The sequence below is a fragment of the Pseudoalteromonas sp. T1lg22 genome (assembly GCF_002964645.1).
In the GTDB taxonomy this organism is placed as follows: Bacteria; Pseudomonadota; Gammaproteobacteria; order Enterobacterales; family Alteromonadaceae; genus Pseudoalteromonas.
The window spans coordinates 394,752-413,718 of the sequence record NZ_PQBY01000006.1; the positions used below are offsets into that span (position 1 = coordinate 394,752).

General features: G+C 49.9%; 22 protein-coding genes and 1 tRNA gene. 9 read left to right on the forward strand and 14 right to left on the reverse strand.

All coding sequences use genetic code 11. From position 1 onward, the window contains the following. Positions 1-96 precede the first annotated feature (96 nt). Positions 97-426: a 5-carboxymethyl-2-hydroxymuconate Delta-isomerase gene (locus C2M24_RS04035; protein WP_105199755.1), complete on the forward strand. Its 330-nt coding sequence runs from the start codon at positions 97-99 to the stop codon at positions 424-426. On the opposite strand, the gene C2M24_RS04040 is transcribed toward C2M24_RS04035, so the two are convergent. Together C2M24_RS04040 and C2M24_RS04045 are read right to left on the reverse strand one after the other, a co-directional pair. Further along, entirely contained in the window at positions 423-1,307 is an 885-nt protein-coding gene (locus C2M24_RS04040) for an amidohydrolase family protein (RefSeq protein WP_158683688.1), read from the reverse strand. The two genes, C2M24_RS04035 and C2M24_RS04040, sit on opposite strands and share 4 nt — an antisense overlap. 31 nt (positions 1,308-1,338) lie before the next feature. After that, complete coding sequence (locus C2M24_RS04045) at positions 1,339-2,067, reverse strand: SDR family NAD(P)-dependent oxidoreductase (RefSeq protein ID WP_105199437.1); 729 nt, start codon at positions 2,065-2,067, stop codon at positions 1,339-1,341. A 74-nt stretch (positions 2,068-2,141) separates the two neighbouring features. Here C2M24_RS04045 and C2M24_RS04050 point away from each other — a divergent pair, with 74 nt between their 5' ends. Then, positions 2,142-2,534, forward strand: a complete 393-nt coding sequence (locus C2M24_RS04050) for an acyl-CoA thioesterase (protein WP_105213384.1) — start codon at positions 2,142-2,144, stop codon at positions 2,532-2,534. Between the two features lie 3 nt (positions 2,535-2,537). On the opposite strand, the gene C2M24_RS04055 is transcribed toward C2M24_RS04050, so the two are convergent. Beyond that, positions 2,538-2,951: an META domain-containing protein gene (locus C2M24_RS04055; protein WP_158677898.1), complete on the reverse strand. Its 414-nt coding sequence runs from the start codon at positions 2,949-2,951 to the stop codon at positions 2,538-2,540. Positions 2,952-3,128: 177 nt separating this feature from the next. Between C2M24_RS04055 and C2M24_RS04060 the strand changes: the two genes are divergently transcribed. Next, on the forward strand, positions 3,129-4,697 hold the full coding sequence (locus tag C2M24_RS04060; protein ID WP_233999492.1) for a S41 family peptidase: 1,569 nt from the start codon (positions 3,129-3,131) through the stop codon (positions 4,695-4,697). Further along, positions 4,697-5,068 (forward strand): hypothetical protein, encoded by a 372-nt coding sequence (locus C2M24_RS04065; RefSeq protein WP_105213386.1) that lies wholly within the window; start codon positions 4,697-4,699, stop codon positions 5,066-5,068. Before C2M24_RS04060 ends, C2M24_RS04065 begins: the two co-directional genes overlap by 1 nt. A 53-nt stretch (positions 5,069-5,121) precedes the next feature. On the opposite strand, the gene C2M24_RS04070 is transcribed toward C2M24_RS04065, so the two are convergent. The 4 genes from C2M24_RS04070 to C2M24_RS04085 all read right to left on the reverse strand — a co-directional run bounded on the left by C2M24_RS04070 (position 5,122) and on the right by C2M24_RS04085 (position 8,210). Further along, entirely contained in the window at positions 5,122-6,297 is a 1,176-nt protein-coding gene (locus C2M24_RS04070; RefSeq protein ID WP_105199432.1) for a mandelate racemase/muconate lactonizing enzyme family protein, read from the reverse strand. 12 nt (positions 6,298-6,309) lie between these two features. Further along, on the reverse strand, positions 6,310-7,077 hold the full coding sequence (locus tag C2M24_RS04075; RefSeq protein ID WP_105213507.1) for a class II aldolase/adducin family protein: 768 nt from the start codon (positions 7,075-7,077) through the stop codon (positions 6,310-6,312). A gap of 131 nt (positions 7,078-7,208) precedes the next feature. Continuing rightward, positions 7,209-7,508, reverse strand: coding sequence for a c-type cytochrome (locus C2M24_RS04080; RefSeq protein WP_442792501.1), 300 nt, complete (start codon positions 7,506-7,508; stop codon positions 7,209-7,211). Positions 7,509-7,667: 159 nt separating this feature from the next. Next, positions 7,668-8,210 (reverse strand): DUF2058 domain-containing protein, encoded by a 543-nt coding sequence (locus C2M24_RS04085; protein ID WP_105199430.1) that lies wholly within the window; start codon positions 8,208-8,210, stop codon positions 7,668-7,670. Between the two features lie 166 nt (positions 8,211-8,376). Between C2M24_RS04085 and C2M24_RS04090 the strand changes: the two genes are divergently transcribed. Beyond that, positions 8,377-9,519, forward strand: coding sequence for an MFS transporter (locus C2M24_RS04090; RefSeq protein ID WP_105213387.1), 1,143 nt, complete (start codon positions 8,377-8,379; stop codon positions 9,517-9,519). Here the strand turns inward: C2M24_RS04090 and C2M24_RS04095 are convergent. Beyond that, positions 9,465-10,010 carry a prolyl-tRNA synthetase associated domain-containing protein gene (locus C2M24_RS04095; protein WP_105213388.1) on the reverse strand — a complete coding sequence of 182 codons (546 nt, stop codon included), beginning with the start codon at positions 10,008-10,010 and terminating at the stop codon, positions 9,465-9,467. The genes C2M24_RS04090 and C2M24_RS04095 overlap by 55 nt on opposite strands. Continuing rightward, positions 10,010-10,402, reverse strand: coding sequence for a hypothetical protein (locus C2M24_RS04100; protein WP_105213389.1), 393 nt, complete (start codon positions 10,400-10,402; stop codon positions 10,010-10,012). Before C2M24_RS04100 ends, C2M24_RS04095 begins: the two co-directional genes overlap by 1 nt. A gap of 153 nt (positions 10,403-10,555) precedes the next feature. Here C2M24_RS04100 and C2M24_RS04105 point away from each other — a divergent pair. The 3 genes from C2M24_RS04105 (at position 10,556) to C2M24_RS04115 (ending at position 12,633) form a co-directional block, all read left to right on the forward strand. Then, a tRNA-Ala gene (locus C2M24_RS04105) sits at positions 10,556-10,631 on the forward strand. A 422-nt stretch (positions 10,632-11,053) separates the two neighbouring features. Then, the gene (locus tag C2M24_RS04110) at positions 11,054-11,917 is read left to right on the forward strand and encodes a DMT family transporter (RefSeq protein WP_105213390.1); all 864 of its coding nucleotides are present in this window, start codon (positions 11,054-11,056) and stop codon (positions 11,915-11,917) included. Beyond that, the gene (locus C2M24_RS04115) at positions 11,914-12,633 is read left to right on the forward strand and encodes a glycerophosphodiester phosphodiesterase (protein WP_105213391.1); all 720 of its coding nucleotides are present in this window, start codon (positions 11,914-11,916) and stop codon (positions 12,631-12,633) included. The genes C2M24_RS04110 and C2M24_RS04115 overlap by 4 nt, the downstream gene beginning before the upstream one ends. A gap of 91 nt (positions 12,634-12,724) precedes the next feature. Here the strand turns inward: C2M24_RS04115 and C2M24_RS04120 are convergent, their stop codons facing one another. Together C2M24_RS04120 and proB are read right to left on the reverse strand one after the other, a co-directional pair. Beyond that, complete coding sequence (locus tag C2M24_RS04120; protein ID WP_105213392.1) at positions 12,725-13,972, reverse strand: glutamate-5-semialdehyde dehydrogenase; 1,248 nt, start codon at positions 13,970-13,972, stop codon at positions 12,725-12,727. Further along, the gene (gene proB / locus C2M24_RS04125; RefSeq protein WP_105213393.1) at positions 13,969-15,075 is read right to left on the reverse strand and encodes a glutamate 5-kinase; all 1,107 of its coding nucleotides are present in this window, start codon (positions 15,073-15,075) and stop codon (positions 13,969-13,971) included. Before proB ends, C2M24_RS04120 begins: the two co-directional genes overlap by 4 nt. A gap of 550 nt (positions 15,076-15,625) precedes the next feature. On the opposite strand from proB, the gene C2M24_RS04130 reads away from it, so the two are divergent. After that, on the forward strand, positions 15,626-17,479 hold the full coding sequence (locus C2M24_RS04130; protein ID WP_105213394.1) for a cation:proton antiporter: 1,854 nt from the start codon (positions 15,626-15,628) through the stop codon (positions 17,477-17,479). A 78-nt stretch (positions 17,480-17,557) separates the two neighbouring features. On the opposite strand, the gene rpmG is transcribed toward C2M24_RS04130, so the two are convergent. The 3 genes from rpmG to radC form a co-directional block, all read right to left on the reverse strand. Next, a complete protein-coding gene (gene rpmG / locus C2M24_RS04135) occupies positions 17,558-17,713 on the reverse strand; it encodes a 50S ribosomal protein L33 (RefSeq protein ID WP_005493124.1) in 156 nt (51 codons plus the stop codon). A gap of 12 nt (positions 17,714-17,725) precedes the next feature. Beyond that, entirely contained in the window at positions 17,726-17,962 is a 237-nt protein-coding gene (gene rpmB / locus C2M24_RS04140; protein ID WP_105199421.1) for a 50S ribosomal protein L28, read from the reverse strand. Positions 17,963-18,288: 326 nt separating this feature from the next. Further along, on the reverse strand, positions 18,289-18,963 hold the full coding sequence (gene radC / locus C2M24_RS04145; protein WP_105199420.1) for a RadC family protein: 675 nt from the start codon (positions 18,961-18,963) through the stop codon (positions 18,289-18,291). Positions 18,964-18,967 lie beyond the last annotated feature (4 nt).

Below are 18,967 nucleotides of genomic sequence, written 5' to 3' on the forward strand. Positions count from 1 at the left end.
TTACATTAAAAAGTGCTCGTTAGTTTGAGCATGGTTTTAATAAAATTGGTCTTTTTACTCACTGGCGCTACTTATGTAATGTTAACGAGTGTGACCATGCCCCATATCATCATAGAACATTCCGAAGACCTGCCGGTGTTACCACAAGTATTAGTGGACAAGGTGCACCAGGCCACCTATGCCAGCGGCCTATTCGAACTAGCCACCATTAAGACACGTGCCATTGCCTACCAACATTATGAATTGGGGGATGGTAAGGACGGCTTTATCCATATATGCGCCTACATTATGGCCGGGCGCACTCGCGAGCAAAAGCAGCAACTGAGCAGCCAACTGCTGGAGTGCCTTAGCACCTACTGCCGCCGTTCAGATTGTTTAAGCGTGGATGTGCGTGATTTAGATCCAGAGATCTATCTGAAGTGCTAAGCGTCGGGAGTCCGTGTCTCGGTGCCATATAGACGCTGCGCATTGTCGCAGGCTAAAGAGCTAAAATGGGGTAAATCCATGGCTTGATAGTCCAGCCACAGCTGCTGATAGCTGGTTTTAAATAAGCATAAGGGGAAATTGCTGGCGAGCATTACCCGTTGGAAGCCCAAGTGCAATATTGCTGTGCGGATCACCTTTTGCTGCCAGTTTATATCGCCATCCGGGTGAGTTATTTCCCAGCCGCAACATTTAAGATGAATATTGTCGCACCCTGCGCACAAGCTTAAACCCTCCAACCAGGTATCCCAGGTAGCAGGGGTCACCAAGCCGGCATGATTGATCACTATATCCAGCCTTGGATTGGCCTTGGCATGGGCCACCACAGCGGCCGCTAGCTCGGGCTCACACAGACTAAACTGGGCCTCAAAAAGCAAGCCCTGCTCACAAAGCAAGGTAAGATTTTTTCCTACATTAGGGCTTAACAGGCGCTCTCCATCAAGGCCTTCGGTGATATCGCGAATTCCGCGTAACAAGGGGAATTTTAACCGCTGCAAAGAAGCGGCGAACTGCTCAGGTGCTTGGTCTATGGCCGCATAACTGATTGCCGGGCCTCTAAAGCCCAGCTCTTGCAGCCAGTCCAACTCTTTGGCTGGGTGTTGATTGTCAAACCCCGCCTCAATATGGGCAACGCCTTTTAACTCTAGGCCGTGCCCGAGTATCAGGTCGGCCATGGAGAAGTCACGCTGAATGCACCGCTTTTGTGGCCAAAACGGCGGCCCTTGCTGCTTAAGCCAATAATAATCCCCACGACCATAAGCGAAAAAATGCACATGGGGATCAAACACGGGCGTAGTCATGGACTTAGCCATGGGTGTTGCCAAAGGCTTCTCCATTAAGACTGCCACGGACTCATTACTGCGCCGTATAACCACCATCAATCACCTGCAGGGAGCCGGTGATAAAGCTGGCTTCTTCACTGACCAAAAAGGCCACCAGATTGGCCACATCTTCAGGCTGCCCTAAGCGACCAAGAGGCTGTAGTGCCGACTCCTCGGCCACCACGGTATCCTTATCGGCACCTGTATTGGCGCAGAAGTTGTCGATTGCACTGTGGAACAATGGCGTTTCTATGGTACCCGGACACACGGCATTGGCACGAATGCCAAACTCGGCATAATCCAGCGCTGTGGTTTTCGTCATTGAGGCCAGTGCCGCCTTCGACAGGTTATAGGCGAAGGAATTGCGTTTACCCACCAAGGCCTGATCGGAAGAAATATACACAATAGAACCTCGTTTGGCCTCACGCATCAAGGGCAACACGGATTGCGTCGCGGCAAAGGCACCCTTGATGTTCAGGGCAATCACTTCATCGAGCATGGCCTCAGAGGTTTGCTCAATATTGGCACTGCGGTGAATACCGGCGTTGCAGACCAAGACATCCACACGCTCTTCGCGCTCACAGATGTCGGCGATCACCCGCTGCACACTGGCCACATCGCGCACATCACAATGGCGATACTCGCCTATATCGGAAGTGACAATATCCAAGTTGTAAACTTTATATCCCTGGTTTGCTAACTTTTCTACAATGGCCAGACCAATTCCCTTGCTGCCACCCGTTACAATAGCGACTTCACTCATATTCATTTACGCCTTGATGTACATATCAGCTAATACTAGCATCAGCGCTAAATAAAAATATAGGATTAAAAATAATGACATTTCGTCTTGATATGAAAGTGCGCGACTACGAATGCGATTTGCAAGGGATAGTTAATAACAGCGTGTACTTCAACTACTTGGAACATGCCCGCCATGAGTACCTGTTAGAGCAGAATGTTGACTTTGTGGCTTTGGCCAAAGAGGGTATCAACCTGGTGGTAGTGCGCAGCGAAATGGATTATAAGGCTTCCTTGGTACCCGGCGATAAGTTTTATATTGGCGTTGAGATGGTGCGCGAAAGCCGCCTTAAGTTTGCCTTTATTCAGAATATTTACCGCGCCAGCGACGACAAACTGGTGCTTAAAGCCAAAGTTATCGGCACCTCAGTCAATGCCGAAGGACGCCCCTTCTTGCCAGCGCAGTTAGAGCGTTTATTTGCGGCCTAGGACTCAGGTTCCAGGCGCAACACCAACGACAAAGGTAAGGGTATGAGCCCCTGTTAAGGTCAGGGTCTCTTTATCCATCTGTAGCAGTGGCGATGACTTTAGGGTGCTTAACAAGGCACTTTCATTGCGCTGCACTTCCCCCTCACAGACCCTGTAAGTCATGCCCAGATTAGTGACCTGCAACCTTTGTTCTTCCACCTTGCTGCTGGCGAAAAAGTGATTGCAACCGGTGTGGCCGTTTAACTGCAGTGCGTCGATAAAACCCACATAGGTATTATCGGTTTTTACCGCTTGTCCATCTATGCTGGTTAAATACCAGTGTTGAAATTTGAGTGCATCGGCTGTGCGCTGATCTTGTGCGGCACAAGCCGTTAATCCGGTTATTAACACCATCGCCAATATTAAATTCTTTCTCACCCTTGTGACCTTGAACTCACAGCTGCTAATGCCCTCAATGCTAAAGCAAAGACAGTAAATTTGCACCGATAACGACTTAATAAAGTGCCATAAAACTTAACTTTTAACTTCCTTTTTACACCCACATACGCTTTAGTATAGAGTTAGTAACAGAGCACCTAAAAAATGGATTTCGACATGACGACCCAGCTTATAAAACCTTTACTTATTAGCGCCCTGAGCGCTTCGCTTCTGGCCTGTGGTGGTGGTAGCACAGATGACAATGGTGGCGACACCCCATCCAGTTGGACCCAAGGCGTTTTTGCGCCGTCTAGTCAGTTCAAAGGACAATGCAGCGCCATCAACGAGAAAAACTGGCTGCGTTCTTGGAGCAATGAAACCTATTTATGGTATGACGAAATCATCGACCGAAACCCGGCTTCCGTTGCCGGAGTTATCGACTACTTTAATACCTTAAAGACCAATGCCACTACCGCCTCCGGCGCGGCTAAGGATAACTTTCACTTCAGCTTGCCCACCGACGAATACCAGAAAATGCAGGAAAGCGGCGCCGTGATGGGCTATGGCTTTAATTTCAAGTTAATTCGCAGTGCACCACCTCGCGAAGTGGTGGTTAGCTACACCGACCCTGGCACCCCTGCAAGTGCAGCGGGAGTGAGACGCGGCTGGGAAATCATTGCCGTAAATGGCGTCGATATGATCAACAGCGATGACGTAGAGACGCTCAATAGCGCCCTATTCCCAAGTGTTAAGGGCGTACAAAACACCTTTACGTTTAAATTGGTCGGTTCAAACGAGGAGCGCAACATCACCCTGACCACAGGTGAATTTATCCAAGATCCTGTGATGAATGTGAGCACCATAGCCACCAACAGTGGCAATGTCGGTTATGTTCAGTTTAACGATCACAATGCCCCGGCGGAGCGCCAATTGTATGATGCCTTTAATCAGTTGGCAGGAAGCAACATTAGCGATCTGGTAATCGATATGCGCTATAACGGCGGCGGCTATTTAAACATGGCGGCGCAGCTGGGTTATATGGTCGCGGGGCCATATAATACAGACGGCCTTATTTTTGAAAAAACCATTTTCAACGACAAATACCCAAACACCAACCCTGTGACCGGCAGAGCGCTCACGCCCATCCCCTTTATTGATGAGTACCTGGCTTTCGATCCCGACTCAGGGATCCGCAAGGGTACCAAGTTACCCAGCCTCAACCTGGATCGCGTCTTTGTCCTGTCATCCAGCAGTACCTGCTCGGCCAGTGAGGCGCTGATCAACGGCTTAAACGGCATCCCTGCCGCGCGCGGTTTTGAAGTTATCCTCATTGGCGGTAATACCTGTGGTAAGCCCTACGGCTTTTACCCCACTGATAACTGTGACACCACCTTCTTCACCATTCAGTTTACCGGCGTAAACCATGCCGGCTTTGGTGAGTACTCCGATGGTTTTGCTCCAGAAAACACACCGTACGTCGAACTGGCCCCCGTCTATGTAAAAGGGTGTGCGGTGGCCGATGACTTCACCCACCTCTTGGGTGATCAAAACGAAGCCATGCTGGCAGCGGCGTTAAACTACCGCACTACAGGCTTTTGCCCGGCCCCCACTACGGCAGCAGGCTTAAAAGGTTATGCAGTGCAAAGCACTGTTTCAGAGGTGGGACTGAGTATTAGCGACAACCGCTGGCAAACCCAGTTGAAAAACAACCGCGTAGTAACCCCCTTACCCAAGGAGCTTAACTAATGCGTAAGTTTTGGTCTCACAGCCTGCTGGCGGCGCTCACACTGGCCACCAGCAGTGGCTGTAACAGTACGGTGAATCAGGACGACTTGCGTCCGGCGCTGCTGAGCGAACCAAACCAGCAAGAGGTTGCAACCCTGGTTGCCCAGGCCCTTAACATCAAGGAAGTGAAGGTGCGCGAAGACGTGTTTATGCAAAAAAGCTCATTGGTATTGGAATCACCGCCCTTTAGCGATGCGCAAGGAAACCCCTTAATGGGCAAGCAACTGGAAATGCCACAGCGCTTTATGCTGCTCACCGATGGTCAGTTGTGCTACTTGCAGCACCTTAATAGCGAGCAGATATTGCCCGCCCCGACCCTGACTTGTCGTTAACAAAAAAAGCGCCGGCTAATGTCGGCGCTTTTTTCTTACCCATTTATTAATATCTATTTTATCTCTACCCGAGCCGAGCGCATCACCACCTCATCGTTAAGCTCGATACCTATACCCGGCTCCTCACTGACCTTAAACTTGCCGTTGACCGGCTGCGGATCTTGAATACACAACTCGCGGTTCCATTTTTTAATGGCATAGGTGTGGTGTTCATGGATTAAGAAGTTGGGGATCGCCGTCTCCAGATGCAATGACGCCGCGGTCGCTACCGGGCCGCCGCAGACATGAGCCTGAATGCGTACATCGAAAATATCGGCGTAATCACACACCTTTTTGGTTTCGGTAAAACCGCCACACAGGCCGATATCCGGCTGTAATACGTCGATACTCTGATCTTCCAGATAAGGGCGTACGCCCCAACGGTTATACAAGCGCTCGCCACCGGCAATGGGCACGGCAACCTTGTCGGCCACCTTGGCATGCAAGGAATGATTCAAGTAATTCACCGGCTCTTCGTAATACATGCAGTCGAATTCCTCGGCAATTTCACCGATTTGAATCGCAGACGTAGCACCGGGCAGGCTATGACATTCAAAAATAATATCTACCTCATCGCCCACGGCTTCGCGGATTGCCTGCATACGAGCGCGATACAGTTTCATTTCCGCGCGGGAAATTATCTTGGTGCGATCATAATAGGTGTTGCCGTGCTTATCGTATTGAATGGGATCCACCTTCACCGCATCATAGCCTTCGGCTATGGCCTTAAGTGCTGCCTCGGCATATTCTTGCGGCTGCACCAGGGCTTTAAACTCGCTGTCCCAGTCAAACTGCAGTTGCGACGCATAGGTACGCAGCTCATCGTTTACCTTACCACCGAGCAGCTGATACACAGGTAAGCCCAAGGCCTTGCCCTTGATATCCCAAAGCGCCGTATCTATGGCGCTCATGGCTGCATAGACTACCGGGCCGCCGCCCAAGCCCCAGAAGCTCTCACGCAACATGCGCGACCACAGTAGCTCAGTTTGAAACGGGTCGTGACCGATCAAAAAGGCCTCGGCCATTTCCTTAATCATGGCCGCCGCAGCGCTGTGGCCTAGATCATAAGCTAGACCAGCCTCACCGACACCACTGATCCCTTCATCGGTGTGAATACGAACAAAAACGGGTGTCCAGGCAGGACGGTCTGGGCAGTGAATGTCGAAAACTTCAACGCGATTAACTTTCATATTCTTTCCTTCTTACTCGGCAAAACCCGGGTCTAAACGATACGCTTTGCGTAACATTGCAGGCCATGCTAACTGCCCGCCAGTACTGCCGCTGTGTACCACATTGGCTTGATGATAAATGTTGTCGATAATGGCTTGCGGCACCCGAATCGGGTTCTGCTTCATGCTTTGCATCGCCACCTGAATTTCACAGGCACGTTGCAAGTCATAAAAACGCATAAAAGCATCCCCCACCGTAGGGCCGACGGTTAAGCCGCCATGATTCACCAGCAGCATATGGTTGGTGGTGCCTAAATCACGCTGCAAACGAGCCTTTTCATCCTCGTTCACCGCTAACCCTTCATAGTCGTGATACGACAAGGATGGCAGGGAGAACATAGAGTGTTGTGAATAAGGCTGAAGCCCGCCTTCAACGCTGGCCACGGCAATGGTTTCCTTGGTGTGCAGATGGATCACGCAATGGGCATCGTCACGCACTTCATGAATGGCGCTGTGAATGGTAAAGCCGGCAGGGTTAATCTCATGCGGGGTATCATCTAAGATCTCGCCGTTAAGATTTACCTTCACCAGATTCGAGGCGGTCACCTCATCAAAACTCAGCCCAAAGGCATTAACCAGATACTCGTCGGTGCCAGCAATACGCGCCGACATATGAGTGTAAATCAGATCGCCCCAACGCATATGGTCAACCAAGCGGTAACAGGCCGCCAGGTCGACGCGCAGGCGCCATTCTTGTTCGCTGACCTTATCTTTAAGGTTTAATTTAGGTAACTGGGGGATCAGGGTCATGCACTACTCCGCACACTTTATAGATGGATAGAAGTCTAAACACTTATCAACTGCCATTCAACAAAAAACCACCGCAGAGTAAAACTCATACGGTGGTTTTTTATCTAAATTTGTACCTGACGTTATTTAACGCCAGCAAGGTACTCGGCAATCGCAGCAAATTCTTCGTCAGAAACGGTCGCTACCATGGCTTTCATCGCCATTGACATGCCGTTGGCACGAGCGCCAGACTTGATGTCTTTCATTTGCGCCACTAGGTATTCTTTGTTCTGGCCAGCCAGCTTAGGATAAAGCGGCATAATTGGCGCGTTGCCGTCGGCACCATGACAGGTGTGACAGTTTTTCTCTGTGTATAACGCCTTGCCGTCTGCCGCTTGCGCATTCATCGCCATTGCAGAAACAGCAATCGCACCGGCTCCCATAAGTACTTTAGTGAACTTTTTCATAATATTTACTCTTATAATTGACGGTAAAATTTGGGGAGGTTCCCCCCCACTAGCAATGAGTGTAGACCCTTGTTCTTTACTGTAGCAACTAAGAATTAACAGACGCTGAGCATCCGGCAATCAAAAAATGGCGTCTTACCACATCAGATCATCAGGAACTTCGTAGCCTGCATAAGGATCGTCCTCATCGACATCTTTATCATCGCTTTCAACATGGAAAACAATATATTTTTCATCTACTTCAGCAATCTTACGCGCAGGCTCGTCCTGCAATACATAAAATTTTCCTTCCAGCACACAAATGGCCAAGCGACCATTGGCCAGGGCTTTTTGCGTTTGTGCATTCACCTCAATTTCCTTCACCTTGTTTTCATAGGTGAAGTTAAAGGTCAGTGGACCGCGAATTTCGTCCTGGTTGTGATGCTCTAAAATCTGCTTCACACGGGCTACCTGTTCACGCTCTTTGAGCTCTTCCTGGCGTTGCTCATTAAGTTGCGTCGCTTTTTCCTGCTGCGCCTTTTTGGTTTGCTCGATATGCTTTTGCAAATCGCTTTGATCGCTCGTGGCACCTTTTTTCTTCTTTTTCTTTTGCGCTTTGCGCTTTTCTGTTTTTGCCACCTTGGCCTTGTGCTCGGTGGTTAAGCCTGCTTTTAGCAGTTGATCTTGTAAAGAACCCATAATTGTCACTTTCAACAAACTAACTTAATAAGGTTATTTTACCCATCCTTTGACGAAATGACAGTAGCATGGCCGAACTGATGCCACTTTGATTAATCGCAAGCTTTATCCCTCTCTTTGAGGCTATGATACACTCCCTCGCGCCTGGTCTCTGACGTCCGTTATTATGCCCTATTGGTTGTTGCTCTGTTGCTCTGTGGTGATATTTTTTGTGCTGTATGGGGTGCAGCCTCTGCTTGCGCTTTTTGCCCAGCAATATCAGGTCAGCCCCGCCAGTGCCGGGTCGCTAATGACCTTAACCATGCTTCCCTTGGCCATAGCCCCTTTGTTTTATGGCGTTTTTCTCAATCGTCGTAACCTCTATCGGGTGCTGCAAATTGTGATGCTGGTGCTGGCCGTTAGCAATGCCCTGGTCCCCCTGTGCACCGAGTTTTGGCAGTTACAATCCCTGCGCCTGTTACAAGGCCTGGCACTACCCGCCGCCCTCACGGCCATGACCGCCAGCATAGCTTTGCGCTTTAAAGGGGAAGATATCAACACCAAAATGAGTGGCTATATCGGCAGTACCATAGCCGGCGGCTTTTTAGGTCGCGCCCTGGCGGCGGGTTTTGCCGAATACCTGAGCTGGCAGAGCTTCTTTTGGCTAAATTCCTTCCTCTTGATCTTGTTGGCTTTACTGATTCGCGCCAAGACCGAGCCAGTCTATCAGGCCCACACGCCTTGGCGGGGCAATATTAAGGCGCTGGCCACAACGCGTATTCTCAGCCTCTATGGGGCGGTGTTTTGCATGTTCTTTTGCTTTGCCGCACTGCTGAATTACCTGCCCTTTATTCTGCGCAGCACCTATGCCATGAGCAGCACCAAAAATATTGGCTTAGTCTATAGCGGCTATTTACTTGGCGCCTTAGCGACCTTGATCACCCCCTATCTGCACAGGCGCTTTAGGAATGTGTTTGCCTTGCTCGGCGGCGTATTTATATTCTATTGCGCCACCATAGTACTGATGTTCTATCAGCACCTGAGCGTGTTCCTTATCGCCTTTACCTGCTTCTGCGCCGCCATGTTTATTATTCATGCCAGTGCCGCACCGCTGGTGAATCGCCTCAGTAGCGCCAGTGCCAGTCTGACCAATGGTGTCTATGTGTCGTTTTATTACAGCGGCGGCGCCCTGGGCTCATTTTTACCCGGGCTGCTTTATCAGGAATATGGCGAGTATGCGTTTTTGACCTGTATTTTGCTTGTCTGCTTAATGGGTTATGGCTTGATAGTGTTGCCGCAACGCTTAGCCACGGGCAACACCAAGGGCTGACGCTGCCAGTGCTTAAACAAACTGTTGAGCCCGGCCTTGGGCATAAGCCAGGTTTGTTCATTATCGAAGGGGTGACAATGGTACAAGGTTTCGTCTTGGTTAATGTTTTGGGAATCATCCCAAATAGCCGCATCCAGCCATAACTCCACCTCCTGCTGAGGGTCGTTCATCAGGGCCAGCATGGACACACAACCGGGGCGCACACCCAAATAGCGCAGTAAGCGATCATCGGAAGCAAAACCCAAACGAGACACCTGCTGCGCCTTCGACAGCGCCTTAAGATCCACCAGCGCATCATGGGCGGTGATCAGCAAAAAGTGACGACGGCCGTAATTGTCGCGCAAAAACAGGTTTTTCAAACGCACGCCGGGTCGGTGCAGGGCTATTTCATCGGCGGCACTGGCGGTGGCCAGCGGCGGATGGGTGACCTTTTCACAATCGATATTCAGCTGCGACAACAGCGCAGCCAACTCTTCTATACTTGCCGCCATTACAAACAAACGCCACGCAACTGCACGCTAAAGTCGCGCCAGAGAACCTGGTTTATCTCATAGGCATCGGGGCAATAATCGCGCTCTTTTAACTCTTTTTTCAGCGCCGCTGCTGCTTCATCTTCAAGTTGTAACTTAAGCACCCTGGATTCATCAAAATGCTCGCGTTCGATATAAGTTTTCATTTGCTTGCGACTGATGGGCTTGTTGAGATCCAAGGCGGCACGCTTACTGGCTTTAACCGTCATCACATAGGCAAAAATCTTGCGCCCCTGATCATCAAGCTTGGCGTAAAAATCCTGACTATGAATTTCATATTGACGCTCATCCGGGGCGGACGAGCAGCCCAGTAACAAGGCGGTAAATAATAAAAGGGGCAGAGCGCTTTTCATAACTTCGACTATTGTTCTTATACTTACCAGCTACTGTAACAAAGCCCGCACACATTTGGTCAATTTATCGCAGTTTTTTCTGTTCCCATGCTTGACCAGCATCTAATAATTTATAAAATGATCAGCATTCCTTCGGGAGTCCACCTAAGAAGTGGGGCTATAGCTCAGCTGGGAGAGCGCCTGCCTTGCACGCAGGAGGTCAGCAGTTCGATCCTGCTTAGCTCCACCACTTTCTTTCTATATCTAATTTATTGGTTAGCATCCCTGCGACCACCCAGCTCGGTATCCTTACCTCGCGTTCAAAACTAAAAAAGCAGTGCTTTTTTCGAGCGTTTTTCACCCTGCTTAGCTCCACCACTTTCTTTCTATATCTAATTTATTGGTTAGCATCCCTGCGACCACCCAGCTCGGTATCCTTACCTCGCGTTCAAAACTAAAAAAGCTGTGCTTTTTTCGGGCGTTTTTCACCCTGCTTAGCTCCACCACTTTCTTTCTAAATAGACTTTTGTGTTAGCCTGGCATCCAAGCCCATCCCTAGCTAATTATCCCCCTAGATTAGCCCTTGGTCGCATTTACACGAAAATGCCCGACTCCTTCATTTCTCTGCCTTAATTGCCATGATATGCTGAAAAAAAATTCAGCCTTGCCGTTATGAATCCCCATAAACAAAGCCTTATTTATCTGCACGTTGCCGTACTCTTATTTGGCGGCACCGCCCTGTTTGCCAAGTTGATCAATCTCTCGGCCTTAGACATCACCGTCTATCGCACCGCGGTGGCCGCAGCCGTCCTGGCCTTGCTGCTTGGTTTTCAGGGTCAGCGTATACGTTTAAGTAACCGTAAAGATTATGCTATTGCCATTGGGCTAGGCATGATAGTTGGCATACATTGGGTCACTTACTTTGCCGGCATGCAGCTGGCGGGGATCACCATAGGCATAATCGCGTTTTTCAGTTATCCGGTACTGACCGTCTTAATAGAACCCTTGTTTCATCGCCAGTGGCCAAAAGCCAAGGATATAGTCAGCGCCTTAGTGGTGAGTGGGGGCATTTATCTCCTGGTGCCCGAAGCGAATTTAGGCAACGATATTACTTTGGGAATAGTTACCGGGGTGTTTTCGGCGCTGTGCTTTGCCCTGCGCAATATTTTCCAAAAGCGTTATTTCACCCATTACAGTGGCCCGCAAACCATGTTTTACCAAACCCTGGTTGCGGCGCTGATGCTGTGCGCTTTTGTCGAGGTGCCGGTGACAGACATCCCCGAGCGTGACATTGCCCTCTTGCTCCTAGTAGCCATTGTTTTTACCGCCGCGCCCCATGCCTTATTTGCAGCTTCTCTGCGAGGGCTCAGCGCCACCACCGCCGGGCTTATCTCTTGTTTACAGCCCTTGTACGCAACCATTTTGGCGTTTATGCTGCTGCAAGAGCGTCCCGATACGGCGACGTTAATCGGCGGTCTGATGATAGTCAGCGCTGCCCTTTTTGAAACCTGGTCAGTCTCGAGGCAACCAAAATGAAGGTTTTTGCACACCGCGGAGCCAGCGGCAACCACCCGGAAAACACCGAAATCGCCATTAACTCGGCGTTAGACATAGGTGTCGATGGCATTGAAGTAGATCTGCAAAGCTGTTTGGATGACTACGTTATCATCCACGACTCCTGGTTGGACAGAACCACCTCGGGGCAAGGCAAGGTTAATGCCACCGCCTTTGCCGATATTAGGCGGGTGGATGCCGGAAATGGACAAAAGGTGCCGGGCTTACAAGATGTGATTGACTGGGTAGGCAATAAGACCCTGCTGAACCTGGAGTTAAAACACACCTTTTCCCTCGATAAGCTGGTCAGCACCTTGGAGCACAATGTCGACCAAGGCCGACTCAACCGCGATCAACTTATTGTTTCTTCTTTTGATCACCACCAACTGCAATGGTTGAAGCAACATCTGCCCTGGGTCAAAATTGGCGCATTAACATCGTCTATTCCCTTAGGCTATGCGGAATTTGCGCAGCGTCTTAATGCCTATAGCCTGCACTTGGATAAAAACTTTGTTAATCATCAGTTTGTCGCCGATGCAAAGGCGCGGGGGCTGGAGGTCTATGCCTACACGGTAGATAAAGACGAAGATATTTTAACCATGCAGGCACTGGGGGTAGATGGCGTCTTTACCAACTTCCCATGCAATACCAAGAAAGTCTTGGCACAGCATGGAGATAACCAAGCAGGCATGGCTTAAAGCGCTTTGTCAGCTAAGCTTTGTCAGCCGAGTCGCAACACGCATAAAAAAAGCCGCTATCAAGCGGCTTCTTATTTAAGAGGAATCCTTATTAGTCACGCACCTGACCAATACCATTGACCAGGTATTTTTCCGTGGTAAGGGATTCCAGCCCCATAGGACCGTAGGCATGCAACTTGGTAGTGGCAATACCAATTTCGGCACCTAAGCCTAACTGTGAACCATCTGAGAAGCGTGATGATGCATTCACCATAACCACAGACGCATCCACACTGCGTTGGAACAGCGCCGCCGTTTGCTCATTTTGGGTGCAGATCACCTCGGTATGAAAGCTGCCAAAACGATCTATATGGGCCACCGCAGCGTTAAAGTCTTCTACCATGCGCACGGCAATTTCTAAGTCCAGGTATTCCTCACCGAACTCGTCTTCACCTATCACCTTGGCGCCATCAAAGTACTGTGCCGCCTGGCTGTCGGCGTTAATACGCACGCCTTTTTCGGCCAAGGCCTTGGCAGCCATAGGTAAAAATTGCGGGGCAATAGCCTGATGCACCACTAGACCTTCTAGGGCATTACATACCCCAGTGCGCTGCGTTTTACCGTTCAACAGCAGATTTAGGGCAATATCCAAATCTGCGTCCTTATCCACATAAAGGTGACATACGCCCTTAAAGTGCTGGATCACCGGAATGGTGCTGTTCTCGGTGACAAAGTTAATCAGGCCTTCACCACCGCGAGGAATAATAAGGTCAATGGTCTCGCGCTGGCGCATCAGCTCCATCAGCAGACCACGGTCTGGATCTGGGATCACCGAGATCAACGCCGTTGGTAAATTATGCTGCTCTAATACCTGATGCAGCACCTCGGCGATGGCCATGCTTGAGGCCAGTGCCTCTTTACCACCACGTAAAATTACCGCGTTACCTGATTTAAAACACAAGGCACCGGCATCGGCGGTGACGTTCGGGCGCGCCTCATAAATCATGCAGATTACCCCAAGCGGCACCCGCATCTTAGTAATTTTGATGCCATTGGGACGCTCGCCTAACGAGCGTAATTGACCCACAGGATCGTCAAGCTCGGCAATGGTTTCAATACCAACGGCCATATCTTCGATACGGGCATCGGTCAGGGTCAGACGGTCAACCATGGCCGGGGCCAGGTTATTGTCACGGGCCTGGGCAAGGTCTTGTTCATTGCGCGTTTTAATCTGCTCTTTATTGTCGCGCAACGCCTTGGCCATATCGCGCAATACGGTATTTTTACTCTCGGTATCAAGCAAGGCCAGTACCTTGGCGGCCTTGGCTGCTTGGGCGGAAATATCCTTAACTAAACTCATGATTTCTCCAATACTGCGATGTCTTCATCTGAAATAATCGGGCCGATTGAATCTTGCACCTCATCGCTGAATTCTGTGCTTTCGTTCTCGGCTATAAAGTTCAGCAAACAACTGCTGTAGTTAGCCCTGGCCTTGGCCAGCTTAGTGCCATCGTCGCTGCGCACTAAAATGGTGTCGCCGACCGCAAACTCGCCCCGCACCTCAACTATCTCATGGGGATTAAGCTGTTTGCTATTTTTATCCAGAGGCTCGGTAAAATTCCCTTCAACTACAAGTTCACCCTGCTCGCTGGCGGTGTGTGTGCGCCAGTGAATCGCTTCCTGCATCGGCTTTTCATACGGCATAAAGATAGTGCCCGGATTCTCCCCCTCAAGCAAACGATTAAAAGTTTGTTCCTTAAAACCATTTAGAATAAAGGTGGTGATCCCGTGCGACGTTGCCTTCTCTGCCGCTTCAATTTTGGTTTTCATGCCACCTGTGCCCACGGCACTGGTTGCGCATCCGGCCATGGCATAAATCGAATCGTCGATCTTGTCTATCTCGGGCAACAACACAGCATCACTGTGTAAATTCGGGTTTTTATCGAATAAGCCATCGACGTCGGAGCAAATCATCAGGGCATCCGCATCGGCGGCCCCCGCAACCATGGCGGACAGGTTATCGTTGTCGCCCACCCTAAGGTCATCCGTGGTCACAGTGTCGTTTTCATTAATAATCGGCAGTACACCGTGATCAAGCAGGGTGAAAATGGTTTCACGAATACTCTTATAACGCTCACGGTCACGTAAGTCACCATGAGTCAGTAAGATTTGCGCCGAAGGAAAATCGAAAAATCGGTCCCAGGCCGCCATCATCTCAGTTTGTCCCGCCGCGGCCATGGCTTTTTTCATCGCCACTGAGCGCGCTTTATCGGCCGGAAACAGGTGTGAGCCGGCGGCTACCGAGCCGGAGGAGACCAAGATCACCTCAATGCCTTGCGCCCGACAACGAACAATAAACTGCGCAATGCTGAGCAGATAGCGGGAGCTGCAACCATTTTGCTCCGGCGCAATTAAGGCGCTGCCCACTTTAAGTACGATACGTTGCCATTTAAACGTTTGCATGTGCTTCACATCCTTACCAACAGGGTTTTAGGTGATAAACCAACTCATAGCCTCGCCTATCGCCGTGGCGATATCACGAAGAAAAAAGGGCCTAATTTAAACAATAAAAAAGCCGCTATGGAGCGGACCGTGATTAACTAGGGTTGGCCAGCACAGCGACTGACGCATAAGGCTTAGCCACAACCCAAGGGAGTTAAGAAAAAGCACTAACAGTTGTGGTTTGCTTGGCTCCATAAAGCACAAAACCACAATTAATTAGCACTCTAATATTTTATGTACGAAGGTTATTATGCGGATCTGTCACTAAATATCAAGGATAAAGGGGTAATAAAGAACATAAAGCCTATTTATATTACGTACAACCACCACTTTACAATGAAAGGGTAGAATTTAAAACCAAAACAAAAACATTAGACCTGATACTAATTTTCAATCAGACGATAAACAGCTGGAAAGGCTCAGCTGAAGGTTAGGATTTTGCCGAGCGACATTGTCATCGATGCTCACTTACCTCATACTTAAATTTCACGGATAGATTAAAAGGGTTTTTATGTCAGCTGTTTATATTGCAGGAATTGCGCTATGCAGCGTTATTGCACAGTGGCTCGCCTGGGCCTTTCGCGTTCCCGCGATTTTATTCCTCCTTCTTACCGGTCTTCTACTCGGACCTGCCACTTCCTTACTCAAACCCGATGAGCTATTGGGTGAACTGCTTTTCCCCGTGGTCTCCTTATCGGTGGCGGTGATCCTGTTCGAAGGCGCATTAACCCTGCACTTTCGAGAGCTAAAAGGCATAGGCAAAGTAGTACGAAACCTGTGCTCTGTGGGCATGCTGGTGACCTTTGCGGTGATCAGCACCAGCGCTTACTTACTGCTTGAGCTGGACTGGCGGGTGGCCGCGGTACTGGGTGCCGTATTAGTGGTAACCGGGCCGACCGTGATTGCGCCGCTGCTCAATGCCATGCGCCCAACCCAGGATATTGACCGAGTGCTGCGCTGGGAAGGCATAGTGATTGACCCCATTGGCGCCTTATTTGCTGTCTTGGTGTTTGAGGCCGTAATGCTGGTAGGTCAAAGCGATGTCTTTAGCCATACTTTGGGCGCCCTGGTGACCACCTTAGGCGTTGGCTTCTCACTTGGCGCCGCCGCAGGTTGGATCACCACTCAGCTTATTCGTCGTGAATGGCTGCCCTACGATCTACATAAATTCTTTACCCTTGCTTTGGTGCTGATCAGCTTCACCGTATCCAATCATCTCAGTCATGAGTCGGGCCTGCTGGCAGTGACAGTATTTGGGATCTGGTTAGCAAATCAGGATGACTTGGAAATAGACTCGGTGCTGGAGTTTAAAGAAGATTTGTCCATGATCCTTATCTCCACCCTGTTTATCCTCTTGGCGGCGCGCCTGGAGTTATCAGATTTACTGGCTCTGGATGCGCAGGTGTTTTTCTTCCTCGCCATAGTGCTGTTTGTAGCGCGTCCTTTGAATATCTTGCTTTCCACCTATGGCAGCGACTTGCCGATAAAGTCCCGTATTATGCTGGCCTGGATAGCACCACGAGGCATAGTCGCCGCAGCCGTGGGCTCGGTATTCGCCCTCAGTATGGCCGAAGCCGGTATCCTCGATGCCGATAAAATGGTGCCGCTGATCTTTACCGTGATCATAGTGACAGTCGTGCTTAACAGTCTCAGTGCCGTACCCTTAGCAAAACTGCTGGAAGTGCGCCAACCGGCGCCATCAACCCTGCTGTTTATTGGTGCCAACCATGTTTCTCGCGCCATTGCCCGTGGCCTAAAAGATCAGGACATAGATGTGCATCTCTCCGATCCGGCCTGGGAAAACTGCAAAATGGCACGCATGGATGGCCTGCCCTGCTACTACGGCAACCCGCAATCCGAGCATGCCGAGCGTTACCTCCCTCTTGGCAATCTCAATAAGGTATTGGCCCTGTCGCCAAACCGCCATCACAATGCCTTGGGTATTCAATACTTTAGCCATTTGCTGGGGGAGAATAAGGTGTTCTCTTTAAAGTCTTCGCAAAACCACGCCAAAGCCAATAAAGACAGTGCAACCTTCTTATCACGGCAGATCCTCTTTGGCGATAATGGCTCCTACGCCAAGCTCAGCAGCCTGATAGCCAAGGGCGGCAAGGTCAGTGCAACACGCTTAAGTGAAGAATTTGACTGGCAGCAATACCAGGAATTTAATGCCGAGGCCATTCCCTTATTTATTATTGGTGCCGAGAAATCTGTGCGTATCATTACCGAGGATATGGAGCGACCGCCGGAGCAAGGGGAGAAAATTGTCGCGTTGCAGCCGCCGAAAATGTCGCTGATCAAAGATGCTCAACAAAACGGTTCAAGCAAAAATCCGCAGTTGCAGGCAACGAAGAATCCGAATTAAAGGAATAAAAATCAGGCAACAAAAAACCCGACATAAAGTCGGGTTTTTTAGCATATGCTGTAAAAGCTAAGAATCAAATTACTTGATTTTCGCTTCTTTGAAGATCACGTGCTTACGAACTTTAGGATCGTATTTTTTGATCTCCATTTTTTCAGGCATGTTACGCTTGTTTTTGTCGGTAGTGTAGAAGTAACCAGTACCGGCAGTTGAAACTAGACGAATCTTATCGCGCATGACTTAGGTTCCTTAAACTTTTTCGCCGCGAGCACGGACTTCTGCTAGAACCGCGTCGATGCCTTTCTTATCGATAATACGCATACCTTTAGTAGTAGTACGTAGTGATACAAAGCGTTTTTCGCTTTCAACCCAAAAACGGTGAGTTTGTAGGTTAGGTAGGAAACGACGCTTAGTCGCATTGCGCGCGTGTGAGCGGTGATTACCTACCACTGGGCGCTTACCTGTAACTTGACAGACTTTAGACATGTCTATTTATCTCCAATAACTTCGCTCGAGCTTAATTTTCCCTTATGGCCTTTTTGTATACTGCCCCGGGATAAATCGAAGGGCGCTCTTTATACAGCATAGACAGGCAAAGATCAAGAAACCTGATCTCAGAATCAGCTCATGTATGAATTTTGATAGCGGCCAATTATAGAGATCTAGGCGGCAAAGGGAAAGCAAAAACTGCATTTAAATTGCACTAAAGGCGTTTATTTTTGCGCTTTACTCTGAGCACCATCTAAACGCCTTCTGCTCGCGGTGTGAACTAAGTACATACTCTGAAAGGAACAACAAATAACGGAAAGCGTTTAGAGCAGTCCCTGCTCGGCAAAAGACACGCATTGACTGCCGCCTACAACCAGGTGATCCAGCACCCGAATATCCACCAGCGCCAACCCCTGAGTGAGTTTATGGGTGATCAGTTTATCCGCCTGGCTGGGCTCGGCCACGCCGCTGGGATGATTATGAGCCAAGATCACCGCTGCCGCATTGTGTTTAAGCGCCGCCTTTACCACCTCGCGAGGATAGACGGACGCTGCATCTATGGTGCCCTGAAACAAGACTTCCCTGGTGATTAAGCGGTGCTGCGCATCTAAAAACAGCACTAAAAACTGCTCCCGCTGCTGAGTTTTTAGCTCAAGCAGCAAAAAATCACGCACCGCCTGCGGCGAATCAAACAAGGTGTCGCGCTCTAAGGCGCTGAGCAAATGTCGTCTTGCCAACTCGATGGCCGCCTGTAATTGCACATACTTAGCCGTGCCCATACCGCGCCAGCGGCAAAAATCATCATGCTCGGCGCTCAACAAGGGCGACAGCCCCTGGCTGTGGCTTAACACCTGCTGCGCCAGCTCCACGGCATTGGCGCCGGGCACACCGGTACGAAAGAAAATGGCCAGTAATTCGGCATCGGATAAGCTGTGAGCGCCGCTGGCAAGCAGCTTCTCACGCGGCCTTTGCGCCTGGGGGATGTCGGTGATACGCATAAGC

Coding starts and splice junctions, on each gene's coding strand:
- C2M24_RS04100 (WP_105213389.1), bottom strand. CDS start 10,402: ATGAAAAGCGCTCTGCCCCTTTTATTATTTACCGCCTTGTTACTGGGC.
- C2M24_RS04070 (WP_105199432.1), bottom strand. CDS start 6,297: ATGAAAGTTAATCGCGTTGAAGTTTTCGACATTCACTGCCCAGACCGT.
- radC (WP_105199420.1), bottom strand. CDS start 18,963: ATGCGTATCACCGACATCCCCCAGGCGCAAAGGCCGCGTGAGAAGCTG.
- C2M24_RS04035 (WP_105199755.1), top strand. CDS start 97: ATGCCCCATATCATCATAGAACATTCCGAAGACCTGCCGGTGTTACCA.
- C2M24_RS04080 (WP_442792501.1), bottom strand. CDS start 7,508: ATGGGAGCCGGTGCGATTGCTGTTTCTGCAATGGCGATGAATGCGCAA.
- C2M24_RS04130 (WP_105213394.1), top strand. CDS start 15,626: ATGTCAGCTGTTTATATTGCAGGAATTGCGCTATGCAGCGTTATTGCA.
- C2M24_RS04065 (WP_105213386.1), top strand. CDS start 4,697: ATGCGTAAGTTTTGGTCTCACAGCCTGCTGGCGGCGCTCACACTGGCC.
- rpmG (WP_005493124.1), bottom strand. CDS start 17,713: ATGCGCGATAAGATTCGTCTAGTTTCAACTGCCGGTACTGGTTACTTC.
- C2M24_RS04050 (WP_105213384.1), top strand. CDS start 2,142: ATGACATTTCGTCTTGATATGAAAGTGCGCGACTACGAATGCGATTTG.
- proB (WP_105213393.1), bottom strand. CDS start 15,075: ATGCAAACGTTTAAATGGCAACGTATCGTACTTAAAGTGGGCAGCGCC.
- C2M24_RS04115 (WP_105213391.1), top strand. CDS start 11,914: ATGAAGGTTTTTGCACACCGCGGAGCCAGCGGCAACCACCCGGAAAAC.
- C2M24_RS04090 (WP_105213387.1), top strand. CDS start 8,377: ATGCCCTATTGGTTGTTGCTCTGTTGCTCTGTGGTGATATTTTTTGTG.
- rpmB (WP_105199421.1), bottom strand. CDS start 17,962: ATGTCTAAAGTCTGTCAAGTTACAGGTAAGCGCCCAGTGGTAGGTAAT.
- C2M24_RS04060 (WP_233999492.1), top strand. CDS start 3,129: ATGACGACCCAGCTTATAAAACCTTTACTTATTAGCGCCCTGAGCGCT.
- C2M24_RS04045 (WP_105199437.1), bottom strand. CDS start 2,067: ATGAGTGAAGTCGCTATTGTAACGGGTGGCAGCAAGGGAATTGGTCTG.
- C2M24_RS04095 (WP_105213388.1), bottom strand. CDS start 10,010: ATGGCGGCAAGTATAGAAGAGTTGGCTGCGCTGTTGTCGCAGCTGAAT.
- C2M24_RS04110 (WP_105213390.1), top strand. CDS start 11,054: ATGAATCCCCATAAACAAAGCCTTATTTATCTGCACGTTGCCGTACTC.
- C2M24_RS04120 (WP_105213392.1), bottom strand. CDS start 13,972: ATGAGTTTAGTTAAGGATATTTCCGCCCAAGCAGCCAAGGCCGCCAAG.
- C2M24_RS04085 (WP_105199430.1), bottom strand. CDS start 8,210: ATGGGTTCTTTACAAGATCAACTGCTAAAAGCAGGCTTAACCACCGAG.